This window comes from Streptomyces sp. Tue6028, from assembly GCF_002300165.1.
GTDB classification, from domain to species: Bacteria; Actinomycetota; Actinomycetes; order Streptomycetales; family Streptomycetaceae; genus Streptomyces; species Streptomyces siamensis.
On the sequence record NZ_MLCE01000023.1, the window covers coordinates 35,229 to 57,908 of the forward strand.

Here is a 22,680-nt window from a genome sequence, read left to right on the forward strand (position 1 = left end):
GGCGCGGGCGCGGGCGCGGCACAGCCTCACGCCCGGGACGCGGCGGCCCGGCACGCTCCGGACAGCGGCGCGCGGCCCCTCAGGACGTCAGCCAGTCGTCGACCCCCGCCAGCAGCTTCGCCCGTACGTCCTCCGGGGCCGCCGAACCGCGGATGGACTGGCGCGCCAGCTCGGCCAGCTCCGCGTCCGTGAAGGCGTGGTGGCGGCGGGCGATGTCGTACTGGGCGGCCAGGCGGGAACCGAAGAGCAGCGGATCGTCGGCGCCGAGCGCCATCGGGACGCCCGCCTCGAACAAAGTGCGCAGGGGGACGTCCTCGGGCTTCTCGTAGACGCCCAGGGCGACGTTCGAGGCCGGACACACCTCACAGGTGACCTGGCGGTCCGCGAGGCGCTTCAGCAGCCGCGGGTCCTCCGCGGCCCGCACCCCGTGGCCGATCCGGGAGGCGTGCAGGTCGTCCAGGCAGTCACGCACCGAGGCCGGGCCGGTCAGCTCCCCGCCGTGCGGGGCGGACAGCAGCCCGCCGTCGCGCGCGATGGCGAAGGCCCGGTCGAAGTCCCGCGCCATGCCGCGCCGTTCGTCGTTGGAGAGCCCGAAACCGACGATGCCCCGGCCCGCGTAGCGCACCGCGAGACGGGCCAGCGTACGGGCGTCCAGCGGGTGCTTCATCCGGTTCGCGGCCACCAGGACGCGCATCCCGAGACCGGTGTCCCGCACCGCCGAGTCCACCGCGTCCAGGATCACCTCCAGCGCCGGGATGAGCCCGCCCAGACGCGGGGCGTACGACGTCGGGTCGACCTGGATCTCCAGCCAGCCCGAGCCGTCCCGCAGATCCTCCTCGGCGGCCTCGCGGACCAGCCGCTGGATGTCCTCGGGCTCCCTCAGACACGAGCGGGCCGCGTCGTACAGGCGCTGGAAGCGGAACCAGCCGCGCTCGTCGGTCGCCCGCAGTTTCGGCGGCTCCCCGCTGGTCAGCGCGTCGGTCAGCGCCTCCGGCAGCCGGACACCGTATTTGTCGGCCAGCTCCAGCAGGGTGGTGGACCGCATCGAACCGGTGAAGTGCAGGTGCAGATGGGCTTTCGGCAGCTCAGAGACATCACGTACACGCTCCATCCCAGGATCCTGCCGCACCTCCCCGCCCTCCCGGTAGCTGTTTCCTCTTTAGTGGCCTTGATCGCACGGACGAACGGGCCGGCTCCCCGCGGCCGGACGGCACCCGACCGGGCCTGCCGGCCGGGGCGCCCCAAGCGGACGGGCCGCCTCCCCGAAGGGAAACGGCCCGCACACGCGCGTGCAGCGCGACATCGAGAACGACGCCCCCGAGGGCGTACGAGAACGTCAGTCCCGCGCCTCGGCCAGCAGCTTCTGGATCCGCGAGACACCCTCGACGAGGTCCTCGTCACCGAGGGCGTACGACAGACGCAGGTAGCCCGGCGTGCCGAAGGCCTCGCCCGGGACGACCGCGACCTCGGCCTCCTCCAGGATCAGCGCGGCCAGCTCGACGGTGTCCTGCGGGCGCTTGCCGCGGATCTCCTTGCCGAGCAGGCCCTTGACCGACGGGTACGCGTAGAAGGCGCCCTCGGGCTCCGGGCAGAGCACGCCGTCGATCTCGTTCAGCATGCGCACGATGGTCTTGCGGCGGCGGTCGAAGGCCTCGCGCATCTCGGCGACGGCCTCCAGGCCGCCCGAGACGGCGGCGAGCGCGGCGACCTGCGCCACGTTGGAGACGTTGGACGTGGCGTGCGACTGGAGGTTCGTCGCGGCCTTGACGACGTCCTTCGGGCCGATGACCCAGCCCACGCGCCAGCCGGTCATCGCGTACGTCTTGGCGACGCCGTTGACCACGATGCACTTGTCGCGCAGCTCGGGCACGACCACCGGCAGCGAGTGGAACTCGGCGTCCCCGTAGACCAGGTGCTCGTAGATCTCGTCGGTCAGGACCCACAGGCCCTTCTCGGCGGCCCAGCGGCCGATCTCCTCGATCTGCTCGCGGGTGTAGACCGCACCGGTCGGGTTCGACGGGGAGACGAACAGCAGCACCTTCGTGTTCTCGGTGCGGGCGGCCTCCAGCTGCTCGACCGAGACGCGGTAGCCGGTGGTCTCGTCGGCGACGACCTCCACCGGCACACCGCCGGCGAGACGGATCGACTCCGGGTACGTCGTCCAGTACGGCGCCGGGACGATGACCTCGTCGCCCGGGTCGAGGATCGCGGCGAAGGCCTCGTAGATGGCCTGCTTGCCGCCGTTGGTGACCAGGACCTGGGCGGCCTCCACCTCGTAGCCGGAGTCGCGCAGGGTCTTCGCCGCGATGGCGGACTTCAGCTCGGGCAGACCCCCGGCCGGCGTGTAGCGGTGGTACTTCGGGTTCTTGCACGCCTCGATGGCGGCCTCGACGATGTAGCCCGGGGTCGGGAAGTCGGGCTCACCGGCGCCGAAGCCGATCACCGGACGCCCGGCGGCCTTGAGGGCCTTGGCCTTGGCGTCCACGGCGAGGGTGGCGGACTCGGAGATCGCGCCGACTCGGGCGGAGACCCGGCGCTCGGTGGGAGGGGTTGCAGCGCTCATGGCACCCATCGTTTCAGACCCGAAACGCCCCCGGCACGCGGGTTTCACGGACTGAACATCCACAGAACATCCGTCCGGATCCGGACGGCTCACCAGTGGATCTTCGTCATGGGAGGCCCGTGCGGACACTTTCTGTTCGACGCCCGGCCCAGGAGCACGTACACTCTCACCTCGTTGGCCTTCACCGGCCGCACTCACCCGGTGCACAACGAGCACCCGGGCGAATGCGGTACGTTGGGGGAAATCAAAGGGTCGTAGCTCAATTGGTAGAGCACTGGTCTCCAAAACCAGCGGTTGGGGGTTCAAGTCCCTCCGGCCCTGCTACACACTCCTTCGCCAGGATGTGTGCGCATGTACGTACTGCAATGCACCGCCGTGCGGCTCAACCGGGCGCGGCACGGCCACGACCCGGAATCAGGTGAGGACGAGTGACGGACGCCGTGGGCTCCATCGACATGCCTGATGCCGAGGCGCCCGAGTCCAAGAAGAAGCCCCGCAAGGGCGGTAAGCGTGCCAAGCAGGGCCCGCTGAAGCGCCTTGCCACCTTCTACCGCCAGATCATCGCGGAGCTCCGCAAGGTCGTCTGGCCGACTCGCAACCAGCTGACGACGTACACCACAGTGGTGATTGTCTTCGTTGTCATCATGATCGCCTTGGTGACCGTGATTGACTATGGGCTCAACCACGCCGCCAAGTACGTCTTCGGCTGAGCCGAGAGCGAAGGGCGCCGTCACCGGCGCCCCTTTCGCGTGTTCCACCCCCATGCATCCAGGAAGAAGCAGCCACCGTGTCTGACCCGAACCTGAACGACGCCTCCGAGTCGGTCGAGTCCGTCGAGGACGAGCTCGACATCGTGGAGGGCGCGGACACCGAGGACCCGGACGAGGTCGACGCTGCCGACGCCGAAGCCGGCGAGCCCGCCGAAGAGGACGCCCTCCACGTCGAGGACGAGTCCGGTGAGGACGTCGAGGACGAAGAGGTCTCCGAGGAGGCCCTCGACGAGGAAGAGGCCGAGGAAGAGGCCGAGCCCGTCGACCCCGTCACCGCGCTGCGCGAGGAACTGCGCACCCTCCCCGGCGAGTGGTACGTCATCCACACCTACGCCGGTTACGAGAACCGCGTGAAGACCAACCTCGAACAGCGCGCCGTCTCGCTGAACGTCGAGGACTTCATCTTCCAGGCCGAGGTGCCGCAGGAAGAGGTCGCGCAGATCAAGAACGGCGAGCGCAAGACGATCAAGCAGAACAAGCTCCCGGGCTACGTCCTGGTCCGCATGGACCTGACGAACGAGTCCTGGGGTGTCGTCCGCAACACTCCCGGCGTCACCGGCTTCGTGGGCAACGCCTACGACCCGTACCCGCTGACCCTGGACGAGATCGTCAAGATGCTCGCACCCGAGGCCGAGGAGAAGGCGGCCCGCGAGGCCGCCGAGGCCGAGGGCAAGCCCGCCCCGCAGCGCAAGGTCGAGGTCCAGGTGCTGGACTTCGAGGTCGGCGACTCGGTCACCGTCACCGACGGCCCCTTCGCCACGCTGCAGGCGACCATCAACGAGATCAACGCCGACTCGAAGAAGGTCAAGGGCCTCGTCGAGATCTTCGGCCGCGAGACCCCGGTCGAGCTCTCCTTCGACCAGATCCAGAAGAACTGACGTTCTTTCGGATCCACTGCTTCCGAACAGGTCAGACGGGCTCTCACTGGGGGCACCTCCCGCTTGCGGGAGACCGTCTGACCTGCTCGGTTTTTGGCCGCGCGAGGATACCCGTTATCGTTGTGCGGTATGCCTCCATCCGGATGAACCGGACGGAAGCTGAAAACTCTCACTAGGACCCGGAGAGAGCACATGCCTCCCAAGAAGAAGAAGGTCACGGGGCTCATCAAGCTCCAGATCCAGGCCGGCGCCGCCAACCCGGCTCCGCCGGTCGGCCCGGCGCTGGGTCAGCACGGCGTCAACATCATGGAGTTCTGCAAGGCCTACAACGCCGCGACCGAGTCGCAGCGCGGTTGGGTCATCCCGGTGGAGATCACGGTCTACGAGGACCGTTCCTTCACCTTCATCACCAAGACGCCGCCGGCCGCCAAGATGATCCTCAAGGCCGCGGGTGTCGAGAAGGGCTCCGGCGAGCCGCACAAGACCAAGGTCGCCAAGATCACCGAGGCGCAGGTCCGCGAGATCGCCACCACCAAGATGCCCGACCTCAACGCCAACGACCTGGACGCCGCCGCGAAGATCATCGCCGGCACCGCCCGTTCCATGGGCATCACGGTCGAGGGCTGACACCCACCTTCAGGACAACCGTGGAAGGGCCTGCTCGGCCCGCACCACGACTCCTCAGAACACATCAGGAGCAGTAGTGAGCAAGCGCAGCAAGTCTCTCCGCGCTGCGGACGCCAAGGTCGACCGGGACAAGCTCTACGCCCCGCTCGAGGCCGTCCGCCTCGCCAAGGAGACCTCCACGACCAAGTTCGACGGCACCGTCGAGGTCGCCTTCCGTCTGGGTGTCGACCCGCGCAAGGCCGACCAGATGGTCCGTGGCACCGTGAACCTCCCGCACGGCACCGGCAAGACCGCCCGGGTCCTGGTCTTCGCGACCGGTGAGCGTGCCGAGGCCGCGACTGCCGCGGGCGCCGACATCGTCGGCTCCGACGAGCTGATCGACGAGGTGGCGAAGGGCCGTCTGGACTTCGACGCCGTCGTCGCCACCCCGGACCTCATGGGCAAGGTCGGTCGCCTCGGCCGTGTCCTCGGTCCCCGTGGTCTCATGCCGAACCCCAAGACCGGCACCGTGACCCCGGACGTCGCGAAGGCTGTCACCGAGATCAAGGGTGGCAAGATCGAGTTCCGCGTCGACAAGCACTCGAACCTGCACTTCATCATCGGCAAGGTGTCCTTCGACGACACCAAGCTGGTGGAGAACTACGGCGCCGCGCTCGAAGAGATCCTTCGTCTGAAGCCGTCGGCCGCCAAGGGTCGCTACATCAAGAAGGCCGCGATCAGCACCACGATCGGCCCCGGCGTTCCGGTCGACCCGAACCGCACCCGCAACCTCCTCGTCGAGGAGGACCCGGCCGCCGTCTGAGCCCTGAGCTCACCCCGGTGACCGCGTCGCGCACGCGTTCTTGACACGGGCCCCGCAACCTTTCGAGGTGCGGGGCCCGTCCATGTCTGCGGACGAAGAATCCGGATACGTGTGTCAGTGGGCTGCGCTAGCGTGCAGGACACAGATTTCGCATAGGGGTGGGACGAATGAAGAGCACGACCGTGCGTCGCGTGACCCTCTCGATCGCGCTGGTCAGCGCGCTGACAGGGGTGGCCGCCTGCAATTCCTCGGACTCCTCGGGGGGCTCCGGCAAGGACGACAAGGCGGTGCACAAGGGCACCACGCACGTCAGTCCCGTAGCCGCCCTGCGCTCCGCGGAGAAGTCCACCGACTCCGCCGACTCCGCCAAGGTCGAGTCGACGACGACCATGGGCACGCTGATGTCCATGAAGGCCGACGGAGTCATGGGCTGGGCCGACGGCCTCACCGGCAACCTGACCATCACGTACACCGGCGGCACCATGGCCGACACGATGCGTCAGACGGGCAGCACGTCGATGCAGGCCCGCTACCTGCCCGACGCCTACTACGCGCGGATGAGCGACAAGTTCGCCCAGCAGGCGGGCGGCAAGCACTGGATCCGGTACGGGTACGACGACCTCGCCAAGCTCGGCGGCGGCTCCGGCGCGTATCTGAAGGACCAGATGCAGAACACCACGCCGAACCAGTCCGTGAAGCTCCTGCTGGCCTCCGGCGACGTCCGCAAGGTCGGCGAGGAGACGGTGCGCGGCGAGCAGGCCACGCACTACTCCGGCACCGTGGACGTCGCGGACCTCGCCACCAAGAACTCCAGCCTCAGCGCCGGCCAGCTGGCCGACCTGAAGAAGCAGCTCACCCAGGCCGGCGTCAGCACGGAGCAGATCGACATCTGGGTCAACGGCGACGACCTGCTGGTCAAGAAGGTCGAGAAGGGCGAGCTGTCCACCGGCACCATGTCCTCCACGGCCTACTACAGCGACTACGGCGTGAAGGTCTCGGCCGAGGAGCCGCCGGCCGGCGACACCGCCGACTTCAAGGACCTCATGCAGCAGCAGGGCGCGACCGGCGGCACCAGCTCCTGAGAACCGGCGTCGGCGGGTGCGGCGTGCGCGCCGCACCCCCGCCCGGCCCCGGGCACGCGGGGCCTCGCTCTGCCCCGCGCCCGCCCGAGCCGGCTCCCGCCCGCCCCGTCCGCCCCACAGGAATTCAAGAGGACCACCCGCACCCCTTGGGATACGCTCACGGCCAGTCTGTGTATCACTCAAGTGTTTCCTGGGGGGAAGCATGGGGATTTCTGTTCGCGCAACCGTGCGACGCGGGGCGACCGGAGCGGCGCTGGCCGCGCTGGTCCTCGGCGGCGGCGCTGTCGGCTGCTCCAAGTCGAAGGCCGAGGACGAGCCGAAGATGGCACCCGCCGCGGCCGTCGCCAGAGCGGCCAAGAACAGCGAGGACATCACGTCGCTGCGCTACCGGATGAGCGGCACGGTCCCGGAGTCGGGCCGGGTCAAGGCCACCGCGGCGATGAACATGGAGCCGCTGGCCATGAGCATGAAGATCACGGCGTCCGGCCAGGACGGCGGCACGACGGAGCTGCGGATCGTCGACAAGGCCATGTACCTGGGCGGGGGCGAGGACGCCGCCAAGGAACTCGACGGCAAGCACTGGATGAAGTTCGACATGTCCGGGATGGCCGAGCGCGGGGACGGCTCCCCGGGGTTCGACGCGAGCAAGCTCTCCGACCAGGCCGACCAGAACCCCGCCCAGGAGTCCACCTTCCTGTCCGGCTCCAAGGACGTGAAGAAGGTCGGCGCCGAGAAGGTCGACGGCGTCGAGACCACCCACTACAAGGGCACGATCACCCTCGACGCCCTGCGCGCGAGCTTCAAGGACGAGAAGAAGTCGACCCGCGAGCGCCGCGAGAAGAGCCTCAAGCAGTACGAGGACCTGGGCATCGACAAGCTCACGATGGACATGTGGATCGACGGCGACGACCACACCAAGCAGTTCCGCACGCGCGCCGACGCGGACAAGGGCCCGTTCGACGTGACCATCACCTTCCTCGACTTCAACAAGCCGGTGTCGATCAAGGCCCCGGCCGCCGGTGACACCGTCGACCTCGCCGAGATGCTGAAGGGCGCCCAGGGCTGACCCGCCGCGGGCCGGCCGGACCCGTCGGGTCCCGGCCCCGGCCCCGGCCCGCCCGCCCCGTTCCGGGGCCGGTGAGTGCCGGCCCGTGGGTCCCGGGGGAGCGCCCCTTGACGGATTTGCTCGGCGGCGCCCCCTTCACGTACTGTTCTCCAGAAGCCAAAGACCGCTGGTCGTTGCCGTGTGCTCGTAAGAGGACGTGGTGGCCGAAGGATCCGCTGAACTGCGGACGACCCGCGCAGGTGACTGTGGATGTGCTCCCGGAGTCCGCTTGCCCAGCAAGTGAACGTACCGGTCGAGCTACGCCCCGAGCGCCTGCGCCGGGGCGTTTCGTTTTCCCCAGCCCCTTCCGAGCGGTCCTCATCACCCGGAAGGAGGCCACGCTCTATGGCAAGGCCCGACAAGGCTGCCGCGGTAGCCGAGCTCGCGGACCAGTTCCGCAGCTCGAACGCCGCTGTGCTGACCGAGTACCGGGGTCTCACCGTGGCGCAGCTCAAGACGCTGCGTCGTTCGCTCGGTGACGACGCCCAGTACGCCGTGGTGAAGAACACGCTGACCAAGATTGCGGCCAACGAGGCCGGGATCTCCACGCTCGACGACCTGTTCAACGGTCCGACGGCGGTCGCTTTCATCACCGGTGACCCGGTGGTGTCGGCGAAGGGTCTTCGTGACTTCGCCAAGGACAACCCGAACCTCGTCATCAAGGGCGGTGTCCTTGACGGCAAGGCGCTGTCCGCCGACGAGATCAAGAAGCTTGCGGACCTCGAGTCCCGCGAGGTTCTGCTCGCCAAGCTGGCGGGTGCCTTCAAGGGCAAGCAGACGCAGACTGCGCAGCTCTTCCAGGCGCTTCCCTCGAAGCTCGTCCGCACCGTGGACGCTCTTCGTGCCAAGCAGGACGAGCAGGGCGGTGCCGAGTAATTCGGCTCGCACGTTGACCGACGCCGCCTGAGGCGACGGTCGAAGCGGGCCGAAAGTACGCCCGCCGACATGTACATCCGGCACCAGCCGAATTAGTGGAAGGATCGCCCATCATGGCGAAGCTCAGCCAGGAAGACCTGCTCGCTCAGTTCGAGGAGATGACCCTCATCGAGCTCTCCGAGTTCGTGAAGGCCTTCGAGGAGAAGTTCGACGTCACCGCCGCCGCGGCCGTCGCCGTTGCCGCCCCGGGCGCCCCCGGTGCCCCGGCCGAGGCCGCTGAGGAGAAGGACGAGTTCGACGTCATCCTCACGGGCGCCGGCGACAAGAAGATCCAGGTCATCAAGGTCGTGCGCGAGCTGACCTCCCTGGGTCTGAAGGAGGCCAAGGACCTCGTCGACGGCACCCCGAAGCCGGTCCTGGAGAAGGTCAACAAGGAGGCCGCGGACAAGGCTGCCGAGGCCCTCAAGGGCGCCGGTGCGGCCGTCGAGGTCAAGTAAGACCTCACGGTCCCCGCGGACCGTACCCGCGAGCTGAAGCAGCTCTCTCCGGCGGCGCCACGAGGCGTTCCGGCGGCGCTGTAACGCTGACGCACTGAAGAGCGATCACCCAACTGGGTGGTCGCTCTTCGGCGTTCCAGGGGGTCGCCGCGGCGGCTGCCTTGCGCTGTCGGTGGCGACGAGTATGGTGATCTTCGTTGTGCCTCCGCCCGCCCTGTGACGGGCCGCAAGACGGGTTGCAAGAGGTGTCGCACGTGACGATCGCGGCACTTGCTTGGGGCATGGGGGGCCTTGACGAACCGCACGCAGCGCGCAATTCTCAGGACGCGTCGTCACAACGATCCGAATCCGAGGCATGGATCGACGACGAAGAGGGCAGTATCGATGTGCATTGAGGGCGTGGCTTGCCGCAGGTGTTGAGAACAACGAGGGTCTCAAAAACCGGGACTGGACATCAGTGGGCCTTGTGGCTACACTGACCCTTTGCGCTGCCTGTTAGCTGCCTCCTGCCCGTCACCAGGGGCATGCCCGTGTATGAGCACCGACGATTGAATCGTCCCTGACCTGGCCTTGTTCGGCTGATTCGGGAACGGCCTCTCTCTGTGTCCAGCATGGGACCGGTACGCGCGTAGTGAGTCCGAGCCCTCGGAAGGACCCCCTCTTGGCCGCCTCGCGCACTGCCTCGACCGCGAATACGAACAACGGCGCCAGCACCGCCCCGCTGCGCATCTCCTTTGCAAAGATCAAGGAGCCCCTTGAGGTTCCGAACCTTCTTGCGTTGCAAACCGAGAGCTTCGACTGGCTGCTCGGCAACGACGCGTGGAAGGCTCGTGTCGAGGCGGCTCTGGACAACGGACAGGACGTCCCCACGAAGTCCGGTCTGGAGGAGATCTTCGAGGAGATCTCCCCGATCGAGGACTTCTCCGGGTCGATGTCGCTGACGTTCCGCGACCACCGCTTCGAGCCCCCGAAGAACTCCATCGACGAGTGCAAGGAGCGCGACTTCACGTACGCGGCCCCGCTCTTCGTCACCGCCGAGTTCACCAACAACGAGACCGGCGAGATCAAGTCCCAGACGGTCTTCATGGGCGACTTCCCGCTCATGACCAACAAGGGCACCTTCGTCATCAACGGCACCGAGCGTGTCGTGGTGTCGCAGCTCGTCCGCTCGCCGGGCGTCTACTTCGACTCCTCCATCGACAAGACGTCCGACAAGGACATCTTCTCGGCCAAGGTCATCCCGTCCCGGGGCGCCTGGCTGGAGATGGAGATCGACAAGCGCGACATGGTCGGTGTGCGCATCGACCGCAAGCGCAAGCAGTCCGTGACCGTCCTGCTCAAGGCCCTCGGTTGGACGACCGAGCAGATCCTCGAGGAGTTCGGCGAGTACGAGTCCATGCGCGCCACCCTGGAGAAGGACCACACCCAGGGCCAGGACGACGCGCTGCTCGACATCTACCGCAAGCTGCGTCCGGGCGAGCCCCCCACGCGTGAGGCCGCGCAGACGCTGCTCGAGAACCTCTACTTCAACCCGAAGCGCTACGACCTCGCGAAGGTCGGCCGCTACAAGGTCAACAAGAAGCTGGGCGGCGACGCCCCGCTCGACGCCGGCATCCTGACCGTCGAGGACATCATCTCGACGATCAAGTACCTGGTGAAGCTGCACGCCGGTGAGACCGAGACCGTCGGTGACAACGGCACGTCGATCGTCGTCGAGACCGACGACATCGACCACTTCGGCAACCGTCGTCTGCGCAACGTCGGCGAGCTCATCCAGAACCAGGTCCGCACGGGTCTGGCTCGTATGGAGCGCGTCGTCCGCGAGCGCATGACGACCCAGGACGTCGAGGCGATCACGCCGCAGACCCTGATCAACATCCGGCCGGTCGTCGCCTCCATCAAGGAGTTCTTCGGCACCAGCCAGCTGTCGCAGTTCATGGACCAGAACAACCCGCTGTCCGGGCTGACGCACAAGCGTCGTCTGTCCGCGCTCGGCCCGGGTGGTCTGTCCCGTGAGCGGGCCGGCTTCGAGGTCCGTGACGTGCACCCCTCGCACTACGGCCGCATGTGCCCGATCGAGACGCCCGAAGGCCCGAACATCGGTCTGATCGGCTCGCTCGCCTCCTACGGCCGCGTCAACGCGTTCGGCTTCGTCGAGACGCCGTACCGCAAGGTCGTCGAGGGTGTCGTCACCGACGAGGTCGACTACCTGACCGCCGACGAAGAGGACCGCTTCGTCATCGCGCAGGCCAACGCGCCGCTGACGGACGAGCTCCGCTTCGAGGAGTCCCGCGTCCTGGTCCGCCGTCGTGGCGGAGAGGTCGACTACGTCCCCGGTGACGACGTCGACTACATGGACGTCTCGCCGCGCCAGATGGTGTCGGTCGCGACCGCCATGATCCCGTTCCTCGAGCACGACGACGCCAACCGTGCCCTCATGGGCGCGAACATGATGCGTCAGGCCGTGCCGCTGATTAAGTCCGAGGCGCCGCTCGTCGGCACCGGCATGGAGTACCGCTGCGCCGTCGACGCCGGCGACGTGCTCAAGTCGGAGAAGGACGGTGTGGTCCAGGAGGTCTCCGCGGACTACATCACCACCGCCAACGACGACGGCACGTACACCACGTACCGCCTCGCGAAGTTCTCCCGCTCCAACCAGGGCACCTCCGTCAACCAGAAGGTTGTCGTGGACGAGGGCGCCCGGGTCATCGCCGGCCAGGTCCTGGCCGACGGCCCGGCGACCGAGAACGGCGAGATGGCGCTCGGCAAGAACCTGCTCGTGGCGTTCATGCCGTGGGAGGGTCACAACTACGAGGACGCGATCATCCTGTCGCAGCGCCTCGTGCAGGACGACGTCCTCTCCTCGATCCACATCGAGGAGCACGAGGTCGACGCCCGTGACACCAAGCTCGGCCCCGAGGAGATCACCCGGGACATCCCGAACGTCTCCGAGGAGGTCCTCGCCGACCTCGACGAGCGCGGCATCATCCGCATCGGTGCCGAGGTCATCGCCGGCGACATCCTCGTCGGCAAGGTGACCCCCAAGGGTGAGACCGAGCTGACCCCGGAGGAGCGCCTGCTCCGCGCGATCTTCGGTGAGAAGGCCCGCGAGGTCCGCGACACCTCCCTGAAGGTGCCGCACGGCGAGACCGGCAAGGTCATCGGCGTCCGCGTCTTCGACCGTGAGGAGGGCGACGAGCTGCCGCCGGGCGTGAACCAGCTGGTTCGTGTCTACGTGGCGCAGAAGCGCAAGATCACGGACGGTGACAAGCTCGCCGGCCGTCACGGCAACAAGGGTGTCATCTCCAAGATCCTGCCGATCGAGGACATGCCGTTCCTCGAGGACGGCACCCCGGTCGACATCATCCTCAACCCCCTCGGTGTGCCGTCCCGAATGAACCCGGGACAGGTCCTGGAGATCCACCTCGGCTGGCTCGCCAGCCGCGGCTGGGACGTCTCCGGCCTGGCCGACGAGTGGGCGCAGCGCCTGCAGGCCATCGGTGCCGACCAGGTCGCCCCGCGCACCAACGTCGCCACCCCGGTCTTCGACGGTGCGCGTGAGGACGAGCTCGCGGGCCTGCTGCAGCACACCATCCCGAACCGCGACGGCGAGCGCATGGTGCTCCCGACCGGTAAGGCGAGGCTGTTCGACGGCCGCTCCGGCGAGCCGTTCCCGGACCCGATCTCGGTCGGGTACATGTACATCCTCAAGCTGCACCACCTGGTCGACGACAAGCTGCACGCCCGTTCGACCGGTCCGTACTCGATGATCACCCAGCAGCCGCTGGGTGGTAAGGCCCAGTTCGGTGGCCAGCGCTTCGGTGAGATGGAGGTGTGGGCGCTTGAGGCTTACGGCGCCGCGTACGCCCTCCAGGAGCTGCTGACCATCAAGTCCGACGACGTCACCGGCCGAGTGAAGGTCTACGAGGCCATCGTCAAGGGCGAGAACATCCCCGAGCCCGGCATCCCCGAGTCCTTCAAGGTGCTCATCAAGGAGATGCAGTCTCTCTGCCTGAACGTGGAGGTGCTGTCCAGCGACGGTATGTCCATCGAAATGCGTGACACCGACGAGGACGTCTTCCGCGCGGCGGAGGAGCTCGGCATCGACCTGTCCCGGCGCGAGCCGAGCAGCGTCGAAGAGGTCTGACGGGAGTCCGGCCGGGTTCGACAAGAGCCCGGCCGGCCCCAGGACCCCCGTATCAGACCCCAAGACTTACGACCCTGAGAGGGATTGACGCATAGTGCTCGACGTCAACTTCTTCGACGAGCTCCGGATCGGCCTGGCCACCGCTGACGACATCCGTCAGTGGAGCCACGGCGAGGTCAAGAAGCCCGAGACCATCAACTACCGCACCCTCAAGCCCGAAAAGGACGGACTCTTCTGCGAGAAGATCTTCGGTCCGACCCGGGACTGGGAGTGCTACTGCGGCAAGTACAAGCGTGTCCGCTTCAAGGGCATCATCTGTGAGCGCTGTGGCGTCGAGGTCACGCGCGCCAAGGTGCGCCGTGAGCGGATGGGCCACATCGAGCTGGCCGCCCCCGTCACCCACATCTGGTACTTCAAGGGCGTTCCGTCGCGCCTCGGCTACCTGCTCGACCTCGCCCCGAAGGACCTGGAGAAGGTCATCTACTTCGCGGCGTACATGATCACGTACGTCGACGAGGAGCGCCGCACCCGCGACCTGCCCTCGCTGGAGGCCCACGTCTCCGTCGAGCGTCAGCAGATCGAGAACCGCCGCGACGCCGACCTCGAGGCCCGCGCCAAGAAGCTCGAGACCGACCTGGCCGAGCTCGAGGCCGAGGGTGCCAAGGCCGACGTGCGCCGCAAGGTGCGCGAGGGTGCCGAGCGCGAGATGAAGCAGCTGCGCGACCGTGCGCAGCGCGAGATCGACCGTCTCGACGAGGTGTGGACCCGCTTCAAGAACCTCAAGGTCCAGGACCTGGAGGGCGACGAGCTCCTCTACCGCGAGCTGCGTGACCGCTTCGGCACGTACTTCGACGGTTCGATGGGTGCCGCGGCGCTGCAGAAGCGCCTGGAGTCCTTCGACCTGGAGGAGGAGGCCGAGCGCCTCCGCGAGATCATCCGTACCGGCAAGGGCCAGAAGAAGACCCGTGCGCTCAAGCGCCTCAAGGTCGTCTCCGCGTTCCTGCAGACCAGCAACAGCCCCAAGGGCATGGTGCTCGACTGCGTGCCGGTCATCCCGCCGGACCTGCGTCCGATGGTGCAGCTGGACGGTGGCCGCTTCGCGACCTCCGACCTGAACGACCTGTACCGCCGTGTCATCAACCGCAACAACCGCCTGAAGCGGCTTCTCGACCTCGGCGCGCCCGAGATCATCGTGAACAACGAGAAGCGCATGCTCCAGGAGGCGGTCGACGCCCTGTTCGACAACGGCCGTCGTGGTCGCCCGGTGACGGGCCCCGGCAACCGTCCGCTGAAGTCCCTCAGCGACATGCTGAAGGGTAAGCAGGGTCGATTCCGTCAGAACCTGCTCGGCAAGCGTGTGGACTACTCCGCGCGTTCCGTGATCGTCGTCGGTCCGCAGCTGAAGCTGCACCAGTGCGGTCTGCCGAAGGCCATGGCGCTGGAGCTCTTCAAGCCGTTCGTGATGAAGCGCCTGGTCGACCTGAACCACGCGCAGAACATCAAGAGCGCCAAGCGGATGGTCGAGCGCGGCCGCACGGTCGTGTACGACGTCCTCGAAGAGGTCATCGCCGAGCACCCGGTTCTGCTGAACCGTGCGCCCACGCTGCACCGCCTCGGCATCCAGGCCTTCGAGCCCCAGCTGGTCGAGGGCAAGGCCATCCAGATCCACCCGCTCGTCTGCACCGCGTTCAACGCGGACTTCGACGGTGACCAGATGGCCGTGCACCTGCCGCTGTCCGCGGAGGCGCAGGCCGAGGCCCGCATCCTGATGCTGTCCTCGAACAACATCCTCAAGCCGGCCGACGGCCGTCCGGTCACGATGCCGACCCAGGACATGGTCCTCGGTCTGTTCTTCCTGACCACCGACGGCGCGCTGCGCAACGTCAAGGGCGAGGACCGGTCCTTCGGCTCCGCGGCCGAGGCGATCATGGCGTTCGACGCCGGCGAGCTCTCGCTGCAGTCGCGCGTGGACATCCGCTTCCCGGTGGGCACCATCCCGCCGCGCGGCTGGACCCCGCCGGCGCAGGAGGAGGGCGAGCCGGAGTGGCAGCAGGGTGACACCTTCCGCCTGAAGACCACGCTGGGCCGCGCGCTCTTCAACGAGCTGCTGCCCGAGGACTACCCGTTCGTCGACTACGAGGTCGGCAAGAAGCAGCTCTCCGAGATCGTCAACGACCTCGCCGAGCGCTACCCCAAGGTCATCGTGGCGGCGACGCTCGACAACCTGAAGGCGGCGGGCTTCTACTGGGCGACCCGCTCCGGCGTCACCGTGGCCATCTCCGACATCGTCGTTCCCGAGGCGAAGAAGGAGATCGTCAAGGGCTACGAGGCGCAGGACGAGAAGGTCCAGAAGCAGTACGAACGCGGTCTGATCACCAAGGACGAGCGCACGCAGGAGCTCATCGCGATCTGGACCAAGGCGACCAACGAGGTTGCCGAGGCGATGAACGCGAACTTCCCGAAGACGAACCCCATCTTCATGATGGTTGACTCGGGTGCCCGAGGAAACATGATGCAGATGCGTCAGATCGCCGGTATGCGTGGTCTGGTGTCGAACGCGAAGAACGAGACGATCCCGCGTCCGATCAAGGCGTCCTTCCGTGAGGGCCTGTCCGTGCTGGAGTACTTCATCTCCACGCACGGTGCCCGTAAGGGTCTGGCGGACACCGCTCTGCGTACCGCCGACTCGGGTTACCTCACCCGTCGTCTGGTCGACGTCTCCCAGGACGTCATCATCCGCGAGGAGGACTGCGGCACCGACCGTGGCCTCAAGCTGCACATCGCGGAGCGCGGCGCGGACGGCGTCCTGCGCAAGGCGGACAACGTCGAGACCAGCGTGTACGCACGTGCGCTGGCCGAGGACATCGTCGTCGACGGCGTGGTGCTGGCCCCGGCCAACACCGACCTGGGCGACGTCCTCATCGACGAGCTGGTCAAGCACGGCATCGAGGAGGTCAAGACCCGCTCGGTCCTGACCTGCGAGTCCGCCGTCGGCACCTGCGCCATGTGCTACGGCCGTTCGCTGGCCACCGGCAAGCTGGTCGACATCGGTGAGGCGGTCGGCATCATCGCCGCCCAGTCCATCGGTGAGCCCGGTACCCAGCTGACGATGCGTACCTTCCACACCGGTGGTGTGGCCGGTGACGACATCACTCAGGGTCTGCCCCGTGTCGTCGAGCTCTTCGAGGCCCGTACCCCGAAGGGTGTCGCCCCGATCTCCGAGGCCTCCGGCCGCGTGCGGATCGAGGAGACCGAGAAGACCAAGAAGCTCGTCGTCACCCCGGACGACGGCAGCGACGAGACGGCGTTCCCGATCTCGAAGCGTGCCCGACTCCTGGTCAGCGAGGGCGAGCACGTCGAGGTGGGCCAGAAGCTCACCGTGGGTGCCACCAACCCGCACGACGTGCTGCGCATCCTGGGTCAGCGTGCCGTCCAGGTCCACCTGGTCGGCGAGGTCCAGAAGGTCTACAACTCGCAGGGTGTGTCGATCCACGACAAGCACATCGAGATCATCATCCGGCAGATGCTGCGCCGTGTGACGATCATCGAGTCGGGCGACGCGGAGCTGCTGCCCGGCGAGCTGGTCGAGCGCTCGAAGTTCGAGACCGAGAACCGTCGTGTGGTCCAGGAGGGTGGTCACCCGGCTTCGGGTCGTCCGCAGCTCATGGGCATCACCAAGGCCTCGCTGGCGACGGAGTCCTGGCTGTCGGCCGCCTCCTTCCAGGAGACGACCCGAGTTCTGACGGACGCGGCGATCAACGCCAAGTCCGACAGCCTCATCGGCCTCAAGGAGAACGTCATCATCGGTAAGCTCATCCCGGCCGGTACGGGTCTGTCCCGCTACCGCAACATCCGGGTCGAGCCGACCGAGGAGGCCAAGGCCGCGATGTACTCGGCCGTCGGCTACGACGACATCGACTACTCGCCGTTCGGCACGGGCTCCGGCCAGGCCGTTCCGCTGGAGGACTACGACTACGGTCCGTACAACCAGTAAGCGGGCAGCTTGAACTGAAGGGCGGTCACCCTGCGGGGTGACCGCCCTTCGGCGTTGTTCGGGTCTGTCGTTCGAGTGATCGCTCCGTGTCGGCGACCGCGGTCCGTGTCTACCCGGCAGTCGGTGTGCGAGCTTGTGCCGGACCTGGCCGAGCGGACGCGGAGGTGCCGACGCCATGACGTCAGCGATTGCCCGATGCCTGGCCGTGGCTGCGACGTTGGCGGCGCTGGCGGCGACGGAGGCCTGTGGGGGAGGGCCGACGCCTCCCGGGCCCTCGGACACCGTGTCCGGTGAGATCGAGGAGGACGTGACACAGACCCCGGACGAGAGCGAGACACCCACGGGCGAGGGCGAGTCGGACGGTGAGATCTTCCTGGGCAGTGACTCCGAGGAGGCCTCCGCGTCGGACATCGAGCTTCCGCCGACGCAGGTGGGCAAGCCGGTCCAGGGAGAGGTGGACCTCGAGGCGTCGAAGCAGGCGCGCACCACGCCCCTGCAGGACGCCAAGGGCGAGATCGAGGGCGAAGAGGCCGAGATGATCAAGAAGTGTCTGGGCGAGGTTCCGCCGGAGGGCTGCGAACTGGTCTTCCAGTACACGCCGACACAACCGGGCCCGTACGCCGGTGAGTTGACGCTCACGCTGGCCGACGGCTCCACCGTCACGGCCGCCATCCACGGCGAAGCCACCGAGGGCCCGACCTCGGACACGGGTCCGACCACCTCGGAGCCCACGACCGACGAGCCCACGACCGACGAGCCCACGACGGACGAGCCCACGACGGACGAGCCCACGACGGACGAGCCCACGACGGACGAGCCCGTCACCACCGGTCCGCCGACGCCTGCCGAAGACGAGACGCCGGCCCCACAGACGTAGCGCCGGCGGTCTTCTCGGCGCTGCGGATCTCCAGCCAGGCGGTGTGGTCGTCGGGCAGTACCACCACGCGGCGGTCCTTCCAGCGCGAGGTGTAGGAGACCAGGTAGAAGCGGGTCGGTGACTTCGCGAGGAGACGGAAACCCCGGTACTCGTACCGGTACGGCCCGTTCGCGCTGCCGCGGTCGCGGAACTCGATGTCCTTCGCGGAGTGGGTGAGGCGCACCCGTGAGTGGACCACCACGAGCGGGGTGTCCTTGTACCCCCTTCTCGCGTCCAGCCTGGCATCGCTGCGACCGGCCACGACCGCGTACTGCGCCATGTCGTAGAAGAGGCTCACCGTCAGCAACCCGATCAGCAGCGCGCCTACCGCCAGCCACACGCGGTCGTCGGCGGGGCTGGGCCGGACCGTGCCCCCCGTGCTCCGGCCAAGCCGCAGATGGACGGCACAGACGGCCAGCGTGGACCCCACGGCCACCATCAGGGCCGGCACGAAGACACGCGGCCAGCCCGCCGGGAAAAGGACCGGCAGGTACGAGAACAAGGCCGGAAGGCCCACGAGCACCATGGCCGCACCGACGGCAAGCAGCAGGATGATCGCCGTACGGCGATGAGTGTCATGCCCCGGCCCGGCCAGCGCCCGTCCCAGCCAGCCGAACGCCAGGAACACGATCAGCCCGCCGACCAGCAGGACGCACAGCGGAAAGAAGATCGCGCTCGTGCTGCTGGCCACGACGTTCTGGACGGACATCCCGAGATCCTCGGGCACCACGCCGAGGGCGGAGTAGTACTCCCTGACGTACAGGCTGCCGAAGTAGTAGAGCAGGGCGAAGACGACCGTCCCCGGCGCCGCGACGTACGCCACCTTCTCCCCGAACGTCGAGAGGGGTGAGCGCGCAGGAGGGGGATCGGGGTCGGCCGGAGGCACCTGTGGCGCGGACATGACCCTCAGTCTGTTGGCGCGCTGTCGGGCCCGCACGCGGAGACCCTCCGCCGGGCTGACCGTACCCCGCGCACCGGTCGCGCTGACATGCGTCGATCGCCAATTCGAAGATCGCGTAGGGTACAGCGGCTTGACATCGCCCGCAGCCTGGGGCCTCCGGACTCCATTTGTTTTGACCGCAGCGAATGAGGTAGGTACGCTCAGACCTTGTGCCTGGGGTGTGCCCTGGCCCCCGTGCGTGCCTTCAACCGCAAGGGGTGCCGTGCGCGGCCACCGTACTCTGCGCCCTTTTCGCCTCACGGCGGAAGTCAGCAGTTTCGACACACCCGACCGCGTGGGTCGGCGACGTTCCAGGTTAGCTTCACCATTCGGCACACAGAAACCGGAGAAGTAGTGCCTACGATCCAGCAGCTGGTCCGTAAGGGCCGGCAGGACAAGGTCGAGAAGAACAAGACGCCCGCACTCGAGGGTTCCCCTCAGCGTCGTGGCGTCTGCACGCGTGTGTTCACGACCACCCCGAAGAAGCCGAACTCGGCCCTGCGTAAGGTCGCGCGTGTGCGTCTGACCAGCGGGATCGAGGTCACCGCTTACATTCCGGGTGAGGGACACAACCTGCAGGAGCACTCCATCGTGCTCGTGCGCGGCGGCCGTGTGAAGGACCTGCCGGGTGTTCGCTACAAGATCATCCGTGGTTCGCTCGACACCCAGGGTGTCAAGAACCGCAAGCAGGCCCGCAGCCGCTACGGCGCCAAGAAGGAGAAGTAGAAATGCCTCGTAAGGGCCCCGCCCCGAAGCGCCCGGTCATCATCGACCCGGTCTACGGTTCCCCTCTGGTGACCTCCCTCATCAACAAGGTGCTGCTCAACGGCAAGCGCTCCACCGCCGAGCGCATCGTCTACGGCGCCATGGAGGGTCTGCGTGAGAAGACGGGCAACGACCCGATCATCACGCTGAAGCGCGCGCTGGAGAACATCAAGCCGACCCTCGAGGTCAAGTCCCGCCGTGTCGGTGGTGCGACGTACCAGGTTCCGATCGAGGTCAAGCCCGGTCGCGCCAACACGCTCGCGCTGCGCTGGCTCGTCGGTTACTCCCGCGCCCGTCGCGAGAAGACCATGACCGAGCGTCTGCTCAACGAGCTTCTCGACGCCTCCAACGGCCTTGGTGCCGCTGTGAAGAAGCGCGAGGACACCCACAAGATGGCCGAGTCCAACAAGGCCTTCGCGCACTACCGCTGGTAGTCGCTACCCCCATCGAGACCGAGAGAAGACTGAAGCCTTATGGCTACCACTTCACTTGACCTGGCCAGGGTCCGCAACATCGGGATCATGGCCCACATCGACGCGGGCAAGACGACCACCACCGAGCGGATCCTCTTCTACACCGGCGTCAGCTACAAGATCGGTGAAGTCCACGACGGCGCCGCCACCATGGACTGGATGGAGCAGGAGCAGGAGCGTGGCATCACGATCACCTCTGCTGCCACCACCTGTCACTGGCCGCTTGAGGACAACGACTACACGATCAACATCATCGACACCCCGGGCCACGTCGACTTCACGGTCGAGGTGGAGCGCTCGCTGCGCGTCCTCGACGGTGCCGTCACGGTGTTCGACGGTGTCGCCGGTGTCGAGCCGCAGTCCGAGACGGTGTGGCGTCAGGCCGACCGTTACGGCGTGCCGCGTATCTGCTTCGTGAACAAGCTGGACCGTACCGGCGCCGAGTTCCACCGCTGCGTGGACATGATCTCGGACCGCCTGGGCGCCCAGCCGCTCGTCATGCAGCTTCCGATCGGCGCCGAGGCCGACTTCAAGGGCGTCGTGGACCTGGTCCGCATGAAGGCGCTCGTGTGGTCCGCCGAGGCGGCGAAGGGCGAGATGTACGACGTCGTCGACATCCCGGCCACGCATACCGAGGCCGCCGAGGAGTGGCGCGGCAAGCTGGTCGAGGCCGTCGCGGAGAACGACGAAGAGATCATGGAGCTGTTCCTGGAGGGCCAGGAGCCCACCGAGGAGCAGCTGTACGCCGCGATCCGTCGCATCACCATCGCGTCCGGCAAGTCCAACGACACCACGGTCACCCCGGTGTTCTGTGGCACCGCGTTCAAGAACAAGGGCGTTCAGCCCCTGCTCGACGCGGTCGTGCGCTACCTGCCGACTCCGCTTGACGTCGAGGCCATCGAGGGCCACGACGTGAAGGACCCGGAGCTGGTCGTCACGCGCAGGCCGTCCGACGACGAGCCGCTCTCCGCCCTCGCGTTCAAGATCATGAGCGACCCGCACCTGGGCAAGCTCACCTTCGTCCGGGTCTACTCGGGCCGCCTGGAGTCCGGCACCGCCGTGCTGAACTCCGTCAAGGGCAAGAAGGAGCGCATCGGCAAGATCTACCGCATGCACGCGAACAAGCGTGAGGAGATCGAGTCGGTGGGCGCCGGCGACATCGTCGCCGTCATGGGCCTGAAGCAGACCACCACCGGTGAGACGCTGTCCGACGACAAGAGCCCGGTGATCCTGGAGTCCATGGACTTCCCGGCGCCGGTCATCCAGGTCGCCATCGAGCCCAAGTCCAAGGGTGACCAGGAGAAGCTGGGTGTCGCCATCCAGCGTCTCGCGGAGGAGGACCCCTCCTTCCAGGTTCACTCGGACGAGGAGACCGGCCAGACCATCATCGGCGGTATGGGCGAGCTGCACCTCGAGGTGCTGGTCGACCGCATGCGCCGTGAGTTCAAGGTCGAGGCCAACGTCGGCAAGCCGCAGGTCGCGTACCGCGAGACGATCCGCAAGGCCGTCGAGCGCGTGGACTACACCCACAAGAAGCAGACCGGTGGTACCGGTCAGTTCGCCAAGGTGCAGATCGCGATCGAGCCCATCGAGGGCGGCGACGCCTCGTACGAGTTCGTGAACAAGGTGACCGGTGGTCGCATCCCGAAGGAGTACATCCCTTCGGTCGACGCCGGTGCGCAGGAGGCCATGCAGTTCGGCATCCTCGCCGGCTACGAGATGACGGGCGTCCGCGTCACGCTTCTCGACGGTGCCTACCACGAGGTCGACTCCTCCGAGCTCGCGTTCAAGATCGCCGGTTCGCAGGCCTTCAAGGAGGCCGCGCGCAAGGCGTCCCCCGTGCTCCTTGAGCCGATGATGGCCGTCGAGGTCACCACGCCCGAGGACTACATGGGTGAGGTCATCGGCGACATCAACTCCCGCCGTGGTCAGATCCAGGCCATGGAGGAGCGGGCCGGTGCCCGCGTCGTGAAGGGCCTCGTGCCCCTCTCGGAGATGTTCGGCTACGTCGGAGACCTCCGCAGCAAGACGTCGGGTCGCGCAAGCTACTCGATGCAGTTCGACTCCTACGCCGAGGTTCCGCGGAACGTCGCCGAGGAGATCATCGCGAAGGCCAAGGGCGAGTAACGCACCCCGTTCACACGCTTTAGGCTTGACACCGAACGCCGGGGTTCCGACCCCAGGGAAGAACCCCGGCGGGCGGCACCCCAGCAAAGATCACCCTGGCGCCGATGAGTAAGGCGTA

At 67.3% G+C, this 22,680-nt stretch carries 17 protein-coding genes and 1 tRNA gene; 15 read left to right on the plus strand and 3 right to left on the minus strand.

Features of this window, described 5'->3' with window-relative positions; translation table 11 throughout:
- Window positions 1-79: 79 nt before the first annotated feature.
- Together BKI49_RS22095 and BKI49_RS22100 are read right to left on the minus strand one after the other, a co-directional pair.
- Window positions 80-1,111 (minus strand): adenosine deaminase, encoded by a 1,032-nt coding sequence (locus BKI49_RS22095; protein ID WP_095936028.1) that lies wholly within the window; start codon window positions 1,109-1,111, stop codon window positions 80-82.
- A 225-nt stretch (window positions 1,112-1,336) separates the two neighbouring features.
- The gene (locus BKI49_RS22100) at window positions 1,337-2,563 is read right to left on the minus strand and encodes a pyridoxal phosphate-dependent aminotransferase (protein WP_179332533.1); all 1,227 of its coding nucleotides are present in this window, start codon (window positions 2,561-2,563) and stop codon (window positions 1,337-1,339) included.
- 248 nt (window positions 2,564-2,811) lie between these two features.
- Between BKI49_RS22100 and BKI49_RS22105 the strand changes: the two genes are divergently transcribed.
- The 12 genes from BKI49_RS22105 (at window position 2,812) to BKI49_RS22165 (ending at window position 18,218) form a co-directional block, all read left to right on the plus strand.
- Window positions 2,812-2,884, plus strand: a tRNA-Trp gene (locus tag BKI49_RS22105).
- 107 nt (window positions 2,885-2,991) lie between these two features.
- Complete coding sequence (gene secE / locus BKI49_RS22110) at window positions 2,992-3,273, plus strand: preprotein translocase subunit SecE (RefSeq protein WP_028805118.1); 282 nt, start codon at window positions 2,992-2,994, stop codon at window positions 3,271-3,273.
- A gap of 77 nt (window positions 3,274-3,350) precedes the next feature.
- Complete coding sequence (nusG, locus tag BKI49_RS22115) at window positions 3,351-4,211, plus strand: transcription termination/antitermination protein NusG (RefSeq protein ID WP_095936030.1); 861 nt, start codon at window positions 3,351-3,353, stop codon at window positions 4,209-4,211.
- A 192-nt stretch (window positions 4,212-4,403) separates the two neighbouring features.
- Window positions 4,404-4,838: a 50S ribosomal protein L11 gene (gene rplK / locus BKI49_RS22120; RefSeq protein WP_028805116.1), complete on the plus strand. Its 435-nt coding sequence runs from the start codon at window positions 4,404-4,406 to the stop codon at window positions 4,836-4,838.
- 76 nt (window positions 4,839-4,914) lie between these two features.
- Window positions 4,915-5,640 carry a 50S ribosomal protein L1 gene (gene rplA / locus BKI49_RS22125; RefSeq protein ID WP_028805115.1) on the plus strand — a complete coding sequence of 242 codons (726 nt, stop codon included), beginning with the start codon at window positions 4,915-4,917 and terminating at the stop codon, window positions 5,638-5,640.
- Window positions 5,641-5,807: 167 nt separating this feature from the next.
- Window positions 5,808-6,722, plus strand: a complete 915-nt coding sequence (locus BKI49_RS22130) for an SCO4651 family lipoprotein (RefSeq protein ID WP_095936031.1) — start codon at window positions 5,808-5,810, stop codon at window positions 6,720-6,722.
- Between the two features lie 202 nt (window positions 6,723-6,924).
- The gene (locus BKI49_RS22135; RefSeq protein ID WP_143658490.1) at window positions 6,925-7,788 is read left to right on the plus strand and encodes an SCO4651 family lipoprotein; all 864 of its coding nucleotides are present in this window, start codon (window positions 6,925-6,927) and stop codon (window positions 7,786-7,788) included.
- 384 nt (window positions 7,789-8,172) lie between these two features.
- Window positions 8,173-8,703 (plus strand): 50S ribosomal protein L10, encoded by a 531-nt coding sequence (gene rplJ / locus BKI49_RS22140; RefSeq protein ID WP_028805112.1) that lies wholly within the window; start codon window positions 8,173-8,175, stop codon window positions 8,701-8,703.
- Between the two features lie 113 nt (window positions 8,704-8,816).
- A complete protein-coding gene (rplL, locus tag BKI49_RS22145; RefSeq protein WP_095936033.1) occupies window positions 8,817-9,200 on the plus strand; it encodes a 50S ribosomal protein L7/L12 in 384 nt (127 codons plus the stop codon).
- A 661-nt stretch (window positions 9,201-9,861) separates the two neighbouring features.
- Window positions 9,862-13,347 carry a DNA-directed RNA polymerase subunit beta gene (gene rpoB, locus BKI49_RS22155; RefSeq protein WP_095936034.1) on the plus strand — a complete coding sequence of 1,162 codons (3,486 nt, stop codon included), beginning with the start codon at window positions 9,862-9,864 and terminating at the stop codon, window positions 13,345-13,347.
- 94 nt (window positions 13,348-13,441) lie between these two features.
- Window positions 13,442-17,341 (plus strand): DNA-directed RNA polymerase subunit beta', encoded by a 3,900-nt coding sequence (locus tag BKI49_RS22160; RefSeq protein WP_028805109.1) that lies wholly within the window; start codon window positions 13,442-13,444, stop codon window positions 17,339-17,341.
- Window positions 17,342-17,648: 307 nt separating this feature from the next.
- Entirely contained in the window at window positions 17,649-18,218 is a 570-nt protein-coding gene (locus BKI49_RS22165; protein WP_143658492.1) for a hypothetical protein, read from the plus strand.
- Here BKI49_RS22165 and BKI49_RS22170 read toward each other — a convergent pair.
- Window positions 18,163-19,158, minus strand: a complete 996-nt coding sequence (locus tag BKI49_RS22170) for a hypothetical protein (protein WP_179332534.1) — start codon at window positions 19,156-19,158, stop codon at window positions 18,163-18,165. The two genes, BKI49_RS22165 and BKI49_RS22170, sit on opposite strands and share 56 nt — an antisense overlap.
- Window positions 19,159-19,551: 393 nt before the next feature.
- Here BKI49_RS22170 and rpsL point away from each other — a divergent pair, with 393 nt between their 5' ends.
- The 3 genes from rpsL to fusA are packed head-to-tail and all read left to right on the plus strand — an operon-like array spanning window position 19,552 to window position 22,562.
- Window positions 19,552-19,923 (plus strand): 30S ribosomal protein S12, encoded by a 372-nt coding sequence (gene rpsL, locus BKI49_RS22175; protein ID WP_003948652.1) that lies wholly within the window; start codon window positions 19,552-19,554, stop codon window positions 19,921-19,923.
- Window positions 19,924-19,925: 2 nt separating this feature from the next.
- A complete protein-coding gene (rpsG, locus tag BKI49_RS22180) occupies window positions 19,926-20,396 on the plus strand; it encodes a 30S ribosomal protein S7 (protein ID WP_003992340.1) in 471 nt (156 codons plus the stop codon).
- 39 nt (window positions 20,397-20,435) lie between these two features.
- Entirely contained in the window at window positions 20,436-22,562 is a 2,127-nt protein-coding gene (gene fusA / locus BKI49_RS22185) for an elongation factor G (protein ID WP_095936036.1), read from the plus strand.
- The last annotated feature ends 118 nt before the right edge of the window (window positions 22,563-22,680 follow it).

Coding starts and splice junctions, on each gene's coding strand:
- rpsG (WP_003992340.1), top strand. CDS start 19,926: ATGCCTCGTAAGGGCCCCGCCCCGAAGCGCCCGGTCATCATCGACCCG.
- BKI49_RS22130 (WP_095936031.1), top strand. CDS start 5,808: ATGAAGAGCACGACCGTGCGTCGCGTGACCCTCTCGATCGCGCTGGTC.
- rplL (WP_095936033.1), top strand. CDS start 8,817: ATGGCGAAGCTCAGCCAGGAAGACCTGCTCGCTCAGTTCGAGGAGATG.
- BKI49_RS22100 (WP_179332533.1), bottom strand. CDS start 2,563: ATGAGCGCTGCAACCCCTCCCACCGAGCGCCGGGTCTCCGCCCGAGTC.
- fusA (WP_095936036.1), top strand. CDS start 20,436: ATGGCTACCACTTCACTTGACCTGGCCAGGGTCCGCAACATCGGGATC.
- BKI49_RS22095 (WP_095936028.1), bottom strand. CDS start 1,111: ATGGAGCGTGTACGTGATGTCTCTGAGCTGCCGAAAGCCCATCTGCAC.
- rplK (WP_028805116.1), top strand. CDS start 4,404: ATGCCTCCCAAGAAGAAGAAGGTCACGGGGCTCATCAAGCTCCAGATC.
- BKI49_RS22135 (WP_143658490.1), top strand. CDS start 6,925: ATGGGGATTTCTGTTCGCGCAACCGTGCGACGCGGGGCGACCGGAGCG.
- BKI49_RS22170 (WP_179332534.1), bottom strand. CDS start 19,158: ATGTCCGCGCCACAGGTGCCTCCGGCCGACCCCGATCCCCCTCCTGCG.
- rplJ (WP_028805112.1), top strand. CDS start 8,173: ATGGCAAGGCCCGACAAGGCTGCCGCGGTAGCCGAGCTCGCGGACCAG.